Annotated in this window: 10 protein-coding genes and 1 pseudogene; 9 read left to right on the top strand and 2 right to left on the bottom strand. The window is 71.3% G+C overall.

Annotated elements, in window-relative coordinates; translation table 11 throughout:
• Positions 1-22: 22 nt before the first annotated feature.
• Positions 23-2164 carry a glycogen debranching protein GlgX gene (glgX, locus tag ACIRDU_RS06180; RefSeq protein ID WP_403575243.1) on the bottom strand — a complete coding sequence of 714 codons (2142 nt, stop codon included), beginning with the start codon at positions 2162-2164 and terminating at the stop codon, positions 23-25.
• A gap of 181 nt (positions 2165-2345) precedes the next feature.
• Between glgX and ACIRDU_RS06185 the strand changes: the two genes are divergently transcribed.
• From ACIRDU_RS06185 to ACIRDU_RS06200, 4 genes are all read left to right on the top strand, one after another.
• Complete coding sequence (locus ACIRDU_RS06185; protein ID WP_403575246.1) at positions 2346-3176, top strand: Tat pathway signal sequence domain protein; 831 nt, start codon at positions 2346-2348, stop codon at positions 3174-3176.
• A 58-nt stretch (positions 3177-3234) separates the two neighbouring features.
• On the top strand, positions 3235-4557 hold the full coding sequence (locus ACIRDU_RS06190) for a copper amine oxidase (RefSeq protein WP_403575248.1): 1323 nt from the start codon (positions 3235-3237) through the stop codon (positions 4555-4557).
• 102 nt (positions 4558-4659) lie between these two features.
• Positions 4660-5901, top strand: a complete 1242-nt coding sequence (locus ACIRDU_RS06195) for an SAV2148 family HEPN domain-containing protein (protein ID WP_403575251.1) — start codon at positions 4660-4662, stop codon at positions 5899-5901.
• A 131-nt stretch (positions 5902-6032) separates the two neighbouring features.
• Positions 6033-6755 carry a 3'-5' exonuclease gene (locus tag ACIRDU_RS06200; protein ID WP_403575254.1) on the top strand — a complete coding sequence of 241 codons (723 nt, stop codon included), beginning with the start codon at positions 6033-6035 and terminating at the stop codon, positions 6753-6755.
• Between the two features lie 16 nt (positions 6756-6771).
• Here the strand turns inward: ACIRDU_RS06200 and ACIRDU_RS06205 are convergent, their stop codons facing one another.
• Positions 6772-7635: a phosphotransferase enzyme family protein gene (locus ACIRDU_RS06205; RefSeq protein ID WP_403575257.1), complete on the bottom strand. Its 864-nt coding sequence runs from the start codon at positions 7633-7635 to the stop codon at positions 6772-6774.
• Positions 7636-7794: 159 nt separating this feature from the next.
• Between ACIRDU_RS06205 and ACIRDU_RS06210 the strand changes: the two genes are divergently transcribed.
• From ACIRDU_RS06210 to ACIRDU_RS06230, 5 genes and pseudogenes are all read left to right on the top strand, one after another.
• Positions 7795-8748 carry a carbohydrate ABC transporter permease gene (locus tag ACIRDU_RS06210; protein ID WP_403575259.1) on the top strand — a complete coding sequence of 318 codons (954 nt, stop codon included), beginning with the start codon at positions 7795-7797 and terminating at the stop codon, positions 8746-8748.
• Positions 8745-9578 carry a carbohydrate ABC transporter permease gene (locus ACIRDU_RS06215; RefSeq protein WP_403575262.1) on the top strand — a complete coding sequence of 278 codons (834 nt, stop codon included), beginning with the start codon at positions 8745-8747 and terminating at the stop codon, positions 9576-9578. Before ACIRDU_RS06210 ends, ACIRDU_RS06215 begins: the two co-directional genes overlap by 4 nt.
• Positions 9578-10852: an ABC transporter substrate-binding protein gene (locus ACIRDU_RS06220; protein WP_403575265.1), complete on the top strand. Its 1275-nt coding sequence runs from the start codon at positions 9578-9580 to the stop codon at positions 10850-10852. Before ACIRDU_RS06215 ends, ACIRDU_RS06220 begins: the two co-directional genes overlap by 1 nt.
• Positions 10853-11119: 267 nt before the next feature.
• The gene (erm(O), locus tag ACIRDU_RS06225) at positions 11120-11899 is read left to right on the top strand and encodes a 23S rRNA (adenine(2058)-N(6))-methyltransferase Erm(O) (RefSeq protein ID WP_403575268.1); all 780 of its coding nucleotides are present in this window, start codon (positions 11120-11122) and stop codon (positions 11897-11899) included.
• A gap of 48 nt (positions 11900-11947) precedes the next feature.
• Positions 11948-12256: pseudogene (locus ACIRDU_RS06230) on the top strand (glycosyl transferase); the annotation flags it as partial.
• Positions 12257-12419 lie beyond the last annotated feature (163 nt).

Genomic DNA, 12419 nt, shown 5'->3' on the forward strand with positions numbered 1-12419 from the left:
GGCCCCACGGGCCGCCGGGCGGCTACACGGGCCGCTGGAGCACCGTCATGCTCCGGTCCATGAGGGTCAGCCGGTCCCCGGCCTGCACCTTCGGGCCGGTGTCCGAGGGCAGGCCCTCCGGGAGGGCGGTGTCGACCACGACCTCCCACTGCCGCCCGTGATTGACCGGAACCACGAACTCCAGCGGCTTCGGCGAGGCGTTGAACATCAGCAGGAACGAGTCGTCGGTGATGCGCTCCCCGCGTGCGCCCGGCTCGGAGATCGCGTTGCCGTTGAGGAACACCGTCAGCGCCGACGCCTGCGCCGAGTCCCAGTCCCGCTGGGTCATCTCCCGGCCGTCCGGGGTGAACCAGGCGATGTCGGAAAGGTCGTCGTGCGTGCCCTCCACGGGCCGTCCGTGGAAGAAGCGCCTGCGGCGGAAGACCGGGTGGTCCCGGCGCAGCCACACCATCGCGCGCGTGAAGGCCAGCAGCTCCCTGCTCAGCCCGCCCTCGGCGTCCTCCCCCTCCTCTCCCTGCTCGGGCCACTCGACCCAGGCCAGCTCGTTGTCCTGGCAGTAGGCGTTGTTGTTGCCGCGCTGGGTGCGGGCGAACTCGTCGCCGTGGCTGATCATGGGCACGCCCTGGGACAGCATCAGCGTCGCGATGAAGTTCCGCATCTGCCGGGCCCGCAGCCGCAGCACGTCCGGATCGTCGGTCTCGCCCTCGACCCCGCAGTTCCAGGACCGGTTGTGACTCTCGCCGTCCCGGTTGTCCTCGCCGTTGGCCTCGTTGTGCTTGTCGTTGTAGGCCACCAGGTCGTGCAGGGGGAAGCCGTCGTGGCAGGTCACGAAGTTGATCGAGGCCAGCGGGCGGCGCCCGTCGTCCTGGTACAGGTCGGACGAGCCGGTCAGCCGCGAGGCGAACTCCGCGAGCGTGCGCTGCTCGCCCCGCCACAGGTCCCGCACGGTGTCCCGGTACTTGCCGTTCCACTCGGTCCACAGCGGCGGGAAGTTGCCCACCTGGTAGCCGCCCTCGCCCACGTCCCACGGCTCGGCGATCAGCTTCACCTGGGATACCACCGGGTCCTGCTGCACCAGGTCGAAGAACGACGACAGCCGGTCCACCTCGTGGAACTGCCGGGCCAGCGTCGCCGCCAGGTCGAAGCGGAACCCGTCGACGTGCATGTCCGTGACCCAGTACCGCAGCGAGTCCATGATCAGCTGGAGCACGTGCGGGGACCGCATGAGCAGGGAGTTCCCGGTCCCGGTCGTGTCCATGTAGTAGCGGGGGTCGTCCGTCAGCCGGTAGTAGCGCGAGTTGTCCAGGCCCTTGAAGGACAGCGTCGGGCCCAGGTGGTTGCCCTCGGCGGTGTGGTTGTAGACCACGTCGAGGATCACCTCGATGCCCGCCTCGTGCAGCGCCTTCACCGCGGACTTGAACTCCAGCACCTGCTGGCCCCGGTCGCCCCAGGACGCGTAGGCGTTGTGCGGGGCGAAGAAGCCGATGGTGTTGTAGCCCCAGTAGTTGTTCAGGCCCATGTCGACCAGGCGGTGATCGTTGACGAACTGGTGGACGGGCATCAGCTCCAGGGCCGTGACCCCGAGCTCGGTGAGGTGCTCGATGATCGCCGGGTGCGCGAGGGCCGCGTAGGTGCCGCGCAGCTCCTCCGGCAGGCCCGGGTGGCGCATGGTGAGGCCCTTGACGTGGGCCTCGTAGATCACCGTGTGGTGGTATTCGGTGCGCGGGCGCCGGTCGTCTCCCCAGTCGAAGTAGGGGTTGACCACGACCGACGTCATCGTGTGCGGTGCCGAGTCGAGATCGTTGCGCCGGTCGGGATCGTCGAAGTGGTAGCCGTAGACCTCCTCGCCCCAGTGGATCGAGCCGCTGATCGCACGCGCGTACGGGTCGAGCAGCAGCTTCGCGGAGTTGCAGCGCAATCCGTGCTCCGGCGCGTACGGTCCGTGCACCCGGAACCCGTACCGCTGCCCCGGCATGATGCCCGGCACATACGCGTGCCGGACGAACGCGTCGCTCTCGCGGAGCTCGATCGCCGTCTCCGAGCCGTCGTCGTGCAGCAGACACAGCTCTACTCGGTCCGCGGCCTCCGTGAAGACCGCGAAGTTGGTGCCGGCGCCGTCGTACGTGGCACCGAGTGGATACGCCTCTCCAGGCCAGACCTGCATGAATACGACTCTTTCAGGTGTGCGGCGCCGGTGGGGACGCCTTGGTCCCGAGTCTCCCCGAAAGTGAGGGAACCTCCTATGACTTATCTCCCTCTTACCGAGTGACCAGTGCATACGCGGTATGCAGAACCGTTGGGGCAATCACATACTCCCGGGGCTGTTGGGGGAGTAGGGGGAAGACGTGCGCAACATAGTGCACCGCCATCTGGGCAAGGTGGTGGCCGGTACGGCCATCGCGGTGGCCGGGACCGCCGTGATGATCGGGATCACCCTCCCGGGCACGGCGGGGGCGGACGACACCGGGACCCGGGCGGGGCAGTCCGTCCCGCAGGAGGCCGGCGGCGCTGCGGCGGGTAGCGCTGCGGCGGGCGGCCGGGCCGTGGCGCCCGGGGTCGTCGAGGAGGCGCCGGCCGAAGGACAGCAGGGCGAGGGCCGCGATCCGCTGACCGACGACGAGCTGAAGCGGGTCGAGAAGATCGCCCTCAGCCGGCAGCTGTTCCGGAACAGCGAGAGCGTGGACGGGGAACGCGGCCCGCAGCGCCTCGGCGTCGACCTCGCCGAACCCGAGGCCGGCGAGGCCGGCGAGCCGGACGCGCCCCGGCGTGCCGACGTGACGTTCTACGACTACCGGGACGACACCCTCGTCACCCGGACCGTCGACCTCGGCACCGGCAAGGTGGTGAGCACCGGCACCCAGCGCGGCGTCCAGCCACCCCTGAGCCGCGCCGAGAAGGCCGAGGCGGCGGGTCTCCTGATCGCCGACCCGCTCGGCGCGGACCTGAAGGCCGACTACCGGGACGCCACCGGCAAGGCGCTCACCTCCCCGGACCAGCTCCAGCTCAGCGGCGCCGTCTACCGGGCCGCGCCCGGCGCCCAGCCCGCGGTGCTCGACCGGTGCGGAGAGCACCGCTGCGTCCGGCTCTTCCCGAAGATCAAGAACGGGCCGTGGGTCGACGCCAGGTCGCTGGTGATCGACCTGAGCGCCCGCAAGGTCGCCCGGCTCGGCCGCTGACCCACCCTCTTCGCTCACCTGCCCACCTCGCTCCTCCTCGTCAGGGAGTCATCTCGTCATGCGCGTGAACAGCAACAGCAAGGCCCGCACCCGGGCGGCCGTGGGCCTGACCGTGGCCGCGCTGGCCGCCGGCGCCACGGCCGGCGCGGGACCGGCCGCCGCCCAGCCGAAGGCCGCCCCCGCCCCGGCGCCGGCCGCCGACTGCAGCGCCGCCTACCGCATCGAGCAGAAGCTCTCCTCCGGCACCACTTGGCGGATGTGCTGGCGCTACGACGGCAAGGCCGGCCTCGTCCTGGAGAACATCTCGTACCAGCCCAAGGGCGAACCCAAACAGATCAAGGTCCTCAACAGCGCCCGCCTGGGACAGATCCACGTCCCCTACGACGACGGCTCGGTCGAGTACGACGACCTCACCGGCTTCGACTTCGCCCAGGGCCTGATGAACCTGGCGCCGGGCGAGTGCCCCGGCGGCACCATCAAGACCGTCAAGGTCCCGGACTCCTGGAACGAGGACCCGAACGTCAAGGGCGTGTGCACCACCACCCGCTCCCGCGGCCACGCCTACCGCATGCAGGGCGACACCGCGAACAAGGTCTTCCAGGCCGACGGCAAGGACCTCCTCGTCTACACGGTGAACCAGGTCGGCTGGTACGAGTACATGACCGAGTGGCGCTTCCAGGACGACGGCACGATCACCATGAACGTCGGCGCCACCGGCAGCCTGTCCTGGGACGACTACGACGCCGGCGACGGCCGCGGCTGGCCCATCGGCAAGGGCGCGAGCGCCAAGGCCACCAGCCACAGCCACAACGCCTTCTGGCGGCTCGACTTCGCCCTGGACGGCTCCACGAAGAACGCCGTCGAGCAGTACGACTCCACCGTCACCGCGCCCACCCGGGGCCAGCGCGCCCCCACCACGAAGACGACCCGCACCAAGGTCACCAAGGAACTCGCCGGGGACAGCAAGAACTACCGCTGGTGGCGCGTGGTCAGCGCGACCGGCAAGAACAAGGACGGACACGCGCGCTCCTACGAGATCGTCCCCGGGTCCACGACCAAGTACCCGGGCCGCAGCTACACCAAGCACGACGTGTACGTCACGCAGTACAACAAGTGCGAACTCTTCGCCAGCCACAACCCCGGCAACTGCGGGCCCGGAGCCGGGAAGTCCGTCGACAAGTGGGTGAACGGGCAGACCCTGACCCACCCGGTGGTCTGGACGAACATCGGGTTCCACCACATAGCCCGGGACGAGGACCAGCAGCCCATGCCCGTCCACTGGCAGGGGTTCTCCATCGTCCCGCGCGACGTCACCGCCATGAATCCGCTCACTCCCGCCGAGCTCGCATGGCAGAACGGGCACTGGCAGCCCCGCCGTTGAGAACTACCCTGCCCATCCGGCTGCACCGCCGACCGCTCCCGGAGTACCCTTCCTTGATCGTTGACAAGGGCGGTGCCCGGGGGAGCGGAAGGCGGTGCGCGGGTGGGCTCGGGAGGGCTGGAGCTGCCCCCTGGTGACGAGGGTCACGAGGGGAACTCCGCAGACGTCCCGACCGGTGCCGTGTCCCTGGCGCGGCCGATGGACGCGACGGGCTCGATCGGCCCGGAACTGGACTGGGACGCCGACGCCTGGCGCGAGGTGCGCACCCGCGCCCAGCGGGCCGGCCGGGCCTACATCTGGCTGAACCTCGTCGAACAACGGCTGCGCGCGGTGGTCGCCGCCGTGCTGCGGCCCGTCTACGAACCCGTCCACGGCGAGGACTGGGTGGTGGCCGCCGCCGGACCGGCCGGCCAGGAGTGGGTGCAGCGCGCGGTGGCCGTACGCGAGGTCAGCCGCCGCAAGGGCTATCTGCTCGACCCGGCCGACGACAATGTGCTCTCCTTCCTCACCCTGCCGCAGCTGCGCGAGCTGATGGTGCAGCACTGGCCCTGCTTCGAGCCGTACTTCGACGACCGCCGGGACGTCGAACTCGCCCTGGACGAGCTGGAGGTCACCCGGAACGTCGTCTCCCGCAACCGGGCCCTGTCCGAGGCCGTGCTGAGCCAGGCCGAGCGGGCCTCGGCCCGGCTGCTGGAGATGCTCGGCGCGGGCGGAGACGTGCCCTCCGCGCGCCGGCTGCCCATCGACGCGGTCGAGGACCTGGTCGGCGACCGGTACGCCGACGTGGTCGCCGTCCACCCGGACCGGGTGCGGCTGATGCGGCAGTTCCCCGCCGAGGACATCTTCGGCGGCGCCCGCCGTCTCGACGCCATCGGCATCGGCCTCAACCTGCTCGTGCAGAACTTCTCCGGCCGGCGCCTGGTGCGGCTGGCCGAGTCCGGCTGCCGGGTCAGACTGCTGTTCCTCAACCCGGCCTCCAGCGCGGTCAAGCGGCGCGAGCGCGAACTCGGCATCAAGCGCGGCGAGCTCAGCCGGGCCGTCGAGATGAACATCCTGCACATGCGCCGGGTGCGCGCCCGGCTGCGGGACCCGGGCGCCTTCGAGATCCAGGTCTTCGACGAGACACCCCGCTTCACGGCGTATCTGGTGGACGGCGACGGTGCGGACGGCATCGCGGTCGTGCAGAGCTATCTGCGCCGCACCCGGGGCATGGAGGCACCGGTGTTCGTGCTGCGCAACAGCGGCAAGGTGGTCAAGTCGGGCGAGATGGACGAAAGCGGTCTCTTCCCCACCTACCGCGAGGAGTTCGAGGTGATGTGGGCGGATTCGCGGCCGGTGTCGTGAACTGTGCCCGCAGGCGCGGGGGTTCCCCGGCCCGCCACCGGGGGTGAGCGGAACGCGGTCCTCTGATTGTCAGTGGTGCATGGGAAGGTGGAGACCACTGGGGGAACGCACCACAAGAAGGGGGACCGCCCATGGGCTGGCACCGGGAGCTGCTGGTCGGCTTCGACCTGGAGACGACGGGCACGGATCCGCGCGAGGCGCGCATCGTCACGGGGGCCGTGATCGAGGTCAGGGGCGGCGAGCCGATAGGGCGCCGGGAGTGGCTGGCCGACCCGGGAGTGCCGATCCCCGAGGACGCGGTGGCGGTGCACGGCATCAGCAACGAGCGGGCGACGGCCGAGGGCAGACCGGCCGACCAGGTGGCGGACGCCCTGGCCGACGTCCTCACCTCCTACTGGAAGACGGGCGTACCGGTCGTCGCCTACAACGCGACGTTCGACCTCACCCTGCTCTCCGCGGAGTTGCGGCGCCACGGCCTGCCGTCGCTGCGCGACCGCCTGGGCGGCGCGGACCCGGCCCCGGTCATCGACCCGTACACCATCGACCGCTGGATCGACCGCTACCGCCGCGGCAAACGCAACCTCGAAGCGGTCTGCGCCGAATACGGCGTCGTCCTCGACGCCGCCCACGACGCCATGGCCGACGCCCTGGCGGCCGCCCGGCTGGCCGGCGCGATAGCCGACCGCCACCCCAAGATCGCCACCCTCGGCCCGGCGGCCCTGCACCACCGCCAGATCGAGTGGTACGCGCAGTGGGCGGCGGACTTCCAGAGCTTCCTGCGCGGCAAGGGCGACGCGACGGCGCTGGTCGACGGGACGTGGCCCCTGCGGGAATGGGCGGACGAACCGGTCTGAGACGGCTGCTTGACGGTCAGAACGGATACCACCGCACCGACTCGTCCCCGTCCCTCAGGGACCTCACCCGCCGCTCGAACTCTGCCAGCGCCTTCGGATTGCCCGGGGCGTGCTGGGCCACCCACGCGCAGCTGGCCGTCTCCCGGGCCCCGCGCAGCACACCGCAGCCCTCCCACACGCGTACGTCCCAGCCGTAGGCCCGCGCGAACGACGCGTACGCCTCGTCCGAGACCCCGTACCGGTCGTGGGACAGCACCATCACCACCAGATCGTGCTCCCGCAGATCCGCGGACACCGTCTCCAGATCCACCAGCACGGGTCCGTCAGGTCCCACATGCACATTGCGCGGCAGCGCGTCGCCGTGGATCGGCCCCGGGGGCAGATGCGGCGTGAGCGCGGCGGCCTGCGCGGTGAACCCGTCCCGCCGCTCGCGCAGGTACGCCGCGTCCGCGGGATCGATCGCATCGCCCGCGAGCCGCAACCAGCGCTCCACACCGCCCAGCAGATCACGGCCCGGAAGGGCGAAGGGAGGAAGAGGCATGGCGTGCACGACCCGTAGCAGTTCGGCCAGATCCCGCGGCTCGGCTGCCCGCACGGCATCCGGCAGCCGATGCCACACCGTCACCGGATGCCCGTCCACCAGCAGCGCCTTCGGCTCGGCCGCCCGCACCGCCGGCACGCCCGCCTCGGCGAGCCACACCGCGATGTCCAGTTCACGGCGCGCCCGGTCGAGGAGTTCGGCGTCCCGGCCGATCTTGACGACCAGGTCACCGGCGGCGAACACCGCGTTCTCGCCCAGGGCGAGCAGCCGTGCCTCCCTGGCCGCACCGGGCAGCACGCCTGCCGCCGCCAGTACGTCCCGCGCCCGTGCCTCGTCCATCGTCCGCCTCCGTCGTCCACGCTTCGACCGTCGGGTTCCGGCCATCCACCGGCCAGTGTCGCATCGGCACAGGTCGGGCGGCGTGCGCGGTGCCTTGACGAGGCATACGGCCTTCACGAGCATGACCAGGCCGGCCGAGCCTGCGAGGGGGCTGATTCCGTGACATCGGTGACCGAGGCTGCACCCCCTACGCCACCGAGGAGGCGGGCCGGCCGCAGACCCGGCGGGGACCGGCACCGGCAAGCCGTCGACCACGGCGCCTGGTTCCTGGTGCTGCCCGCGCTGATCCCGATCCTCGTCCTCAGTGTCGGGCCGCTGCTCTACGGGATCCTGCTGGCCTTCACCGACGCCCAGTCGGGCCGCACCGAGCCCACCCGGTGGGTCGGCGCCCTCAACTTCCGGGACCTGCTGCACGACACGCTGTTCTGGGAGTCGTTCCGGATCGGGCTGGTGTGGGCGGTCGGGGTGACCGTGCCGCAGTTCCTGCTCGCGCTGGGTCTCGCGCTGCTGCTCAACCAGGATCTGCGGTTGCGCTGGCCGGCCCGCGCCCTGGCGATCATCCCCTGGGCCATGCCCGAGGTCGTCGTCGGCATCATGTGGCGGCTCGTCTACAACCCGGACGCGGGCATCCTCAACGAAACCCTGCGCGACGTCGGGCTCGGCAGCGGCCGGGACTGGCTCAGCGGGCTGGCGACCGCGCTGCCCGCCGTGATCGTCGTCGGCGTCTGGGCGGGCATGCCGCAGACGACGGTCGCACTGCTCGCCGGACTCCAGAACACCCCGCGTGAACTCCACGAGGCGGCGGCGGTCGACGGCGCGGGCGCATGGCGCCGCTTCCGCACGGTCACCTGGCCCGCCCTGCGGCCCATCGCCCTCGCCATCACCGCGCTCAATCTGATCTGGAACTTCAACGCCTTCGCCCTGGTCTACGTCCTGACCAACGGCGGCCCGGGCGGCCGGACCCGACTGCCCATGCTCTTCGCCTACGAAGAGGCTTTCCGCTACGGGCAGTTCGGCTACGCGGCGGCGATGGGCTGCGTGATGGTGGCCGTGATCTCGATCGCCCTGGCGGTGTTCCTCGCCGGCCGCCTCAGGGGAGGTGACGACGCGTGAGGACCAGCCGCCCGGCCCGCGCGGGCCAGTACACCGCGCTGCTCGCGTACCTCGTCTTCCTCGCCTTCCCGTTCCTCTGGCTGCTCTCCACCGCGTTCAAGCCGCCGCGCGAGCTGGGCAGCCTGCACCCGACGTGGATCCCGAAGGACCCCACCCTCGACAACTTCCGGCAGGCCTTCGACGAACAGCCGCTGCTGCACGCCGCCCTCAACTCCCTGATCGCCGCGCTCGGAGCGGCCGTCGTCGCCGTGCTGATCGCGACGCCGATGGCTTACGTCGTCGCCCGGCGCCGCACCCGGCTCGCGAAGGCGGTGACGGGCTGGGTGGTGGTCAGTCAGGCCTTCCCGTTCGTGCTGCTGATCATCCCGCTGTTCCTCGTGCTGAAGAACCTCCGCCTGATCAACTCGGTGCCGGGGCTGGTGCTGGTGTACGTGGTGTGGGCGCTGCCCTTCGCGCTGTGGATGCTCGCCGGATACGTACGGGCCGTGCCGCCGGAGCTGGAGGAGGCGGCGGCGGTCGACGGGGCGGGCCGGGTGCGGACCCTGGTGTCGGTGACCGCGCCGCTGCTCGCACCGGGCATCGTGGCGACCGCGCTGTTCGCGTTCATCACCGCGTGGAACGAGTTCTTCTTCGCGCTCGTCCTCCTCAAGACACCGGAGAAACAGACGCTTCCCGTGGTCCTCACCCACTTCATCGGCGCCGAGGGCGTCGCCGATCTCGGCCCCCTCGCGGCGGCCGCGTGCCTCGCGACACTGCCCTCCCTGGTCGTCTTCGCGCTCATCCAGCGGCGGATCACGGGTGGCATGCTCACCGGGGCGGTGAAGAGCTGATGCGGGCACGCCTGCTGGCCCTGGTCCTCCTGCTGCTGCTCGCCGGCTGCTCCTCCGGCGGCACCCGCGACGACGGCCGCATCACCCTGCGCTTCCAGTCCCTGGCCTGGCAGGAGGAGTCCGTCGAGGCGAACAAGCAACTGGTGAGGGAATGGAACGCCGGCCATCCGGACGTCCGGGTCGAGTACGTCCAGGGCACCTGGGACAGCGTCCACGATCAGCTCCTCACCGCCTTCGAGGGCGGCGAGGCACCCGACATCATCCACGACGCCTCCGACGACCTCGCGGACTTCGCCTACGGCGGCTACCTCGCCGACCTCACGGACCTGCTGCCCGCGAGGCTGAAGTCGGACATCCCGCAGCGCAGTTGGGAGACCACCACCTTCGGGGACGGCGTCTACGGTGTGCCGTTCCTCCAGGAGCCGCGCGTGCTGATCGCCAACACCACGTGGCTCGAAGACTCCGGCGTGCGGATCCCGACGCCGGAGAAGCCCTGGAGCTGGGCCGAGTTCCGCCGGATCACCGAACGCCTCAGCGGCGGCGGGAAGTACGGCATCGCCTGGCCGCTGAAGGAACCCGTCTCCGCCACGCTCAACCTCTCCCTGTCGGCGGGCGGACAACTCTTCCACCGCGGACCGGACGGCAAGGTGACGGTCCGGTTCGAGGCGGCCGACCAGGTGGTGCCGCGCACCATCCACGACCAGGCCAACACCGACCGCAGCGCCTCGCCCACGACCCTGGGCAGCGGCGGCTCCGACACGCTGCCCGGCTTCTTCGGCGGACGGTACGCGATGGTCCCGCTCGGCTTCTCCTACCGGCAGCAGATCGTCCAGCAGGCCCCGAAGGGCTTCGACTGGCAGGTGCTGCCCGCTCCGGCCGGCGCCCGCGGGCCGGCCCAGGGCGTCAGCCCGCAGACCCTCTCCATCGCCGAGGACTGCCCGCACAAGAAGGAGGCCGCACAGTTCCTCGACTTCCTCCTGCGGCCGCCGAACATGGTCCGCCTCGCCCTCGGCGACTGGATGCTGCCCACCGGCACCGAGGCGCTGAAGGACCCCGCCCTGCACCGGACGAAGGACGGCTGGGCCACCGGCACCGCCCTGGCCGAGCATCTGCGCCCGGCGCCCGCGCAGACGGTCAGGGGCTACCCCGAGTGGAAGGACAAGGTGGCGACCCCCGCCCTGCAGGAGTACTACAGCGGAGCCATCGGACTCGGCGAACTGCGCGAACGGCTGGAGGAGGACGGCAACCTGATCCTCGCCCGTTATCAGCGCTGAACCCGGCGAAAAACCCGTTGTCCGCCCGCACCGGCACCGCCTAGCGTGCTGCCCGTGGGTATCAACGCGATCTGCATCTCCGGTCACGCCCGGGGCTGCGCGCACGCCGCCAGGACGCGCCGCCGCCCCGGAGCCCTGACCGGCCCGGGGAGCCACGCCCGCTGAGCCACTGAGCCCGGCGTCCCGCCTCCCTCGTTCTCACCTGTCTTCCGGTCAGGGCCCTCGTCTGCCCTTTTCCACCTTCCGGAAGACAAGGACCCGCAGGCCATGGCCCGCCCCACCGCGCTCTCCCGCGCCCTCTCGCAGAACTTCCTCGCCGACCGCGCCGCCGCGGAACGCTTCGCCCGGCTCGCCGTCCCGCGGACCGGCCCCCTCCCGCTGCTGCTCGAAGTCGGCGCGGGCAAAGGCGCCTTGACCGCCCCGCTGACCGCGCGCTGCCGTGAGCTGCACGCGTACGAGATCGACCCGCGGCTCGTGTCCGTGTTGCGTGCCCGGTTCTCCGGCACCCCGCACGTGCGCGTCGTCAACGGGGACTTCCTGGCCGCGCGTCCGCCACGGACGGCCTTCTCGGTCGCCGGGAACGTGCCGTTCTCCCGGACCGCGGACGTCGTCGACTGGTGCCTGCGTGCCCCCGCCCTCACCGACGCCACCCTGCTCACCCAGCTCGAGTACGCCCGCAAACGCACCGGGGACTACGGCAGCTGGACGCTGCTGACGGTCCGGAGCTGGCCCCGCTTCGAGTGGCGGCTGCTCGGCCGGGTCGGCCGGCGCAGCTTCCGGCCGGTGCCGCGCGTGGACGCCGGCGTGCTCCGCGTGGAGCGGCGCCGGACCCCGCTGCTCGACGACACCGCCTGCCGCAGCTGGCGTTCCCTGGTCGAGCTGGGCTTCTCCGGGGTGGGCGGCTCCCTGCACGCCTCGCTGCGCAGGGCCCATCCGAGGCGGCGGGTGGACGCCGCGTTCCGGGCGGCGCGGCTGGACCCGGGTGTGCTGGTGGGCGAGGTGCCCCCGGCGCGGTGGCTGCGCCTGCACGAGGTGCTGACCTCGTAGAGCGCCAAGAGATTGCACGAGACGTATCGTCTCGTCTAGTCTCGGCGCATGACCAGCCGCGCCCACATCTCCATGTTCTCCATCGCCGCCCACGGCCATGTGAACCCGAGTCTGGAGGTGATCCGCGAGCTCGTGACGCGTGGCCACCGGGTGACCTACGCGATCCCGCCGGTCTTCGCGGACAAGGTCGCGGGCACCGGCGCCGAGGTGAAGGCGTGGCACTCGACGCTGCCCTCGCCCGACGACGACCCGCAGGCATGGGGGAGCACGCTGCTGGACAACGTGGAGCCGTTCCTCGACGACGCGATCCAGGCCCTCCCGCAGCTGATCGGGGCGTACGAGGGCGACGAGCCGGACACACGGGGGAGGCGACCGGCGAGACGCTGCGCGAGGCGGCCCTCGCCCTGACCGGCGACCCGGAGGTGGCCCGCCGGCTGAAGGAACTCCAGGCGGAGACGGCCCAGGAGGGCGGCACCAGGCGCGCGGCCGACCTCATCGAGACCGGACTGGCGGCACGCCA

The organism is Streptomyces sp. NPDC093598 (assembly GCF_044764825.1).
In the GTDB taxonomy this organism is placed as follows: domain Bacteria; phylum Actinomycetota; class Actinomycetes; order Streptomycetales; family Streptomycetaceae; genus Streptomyces.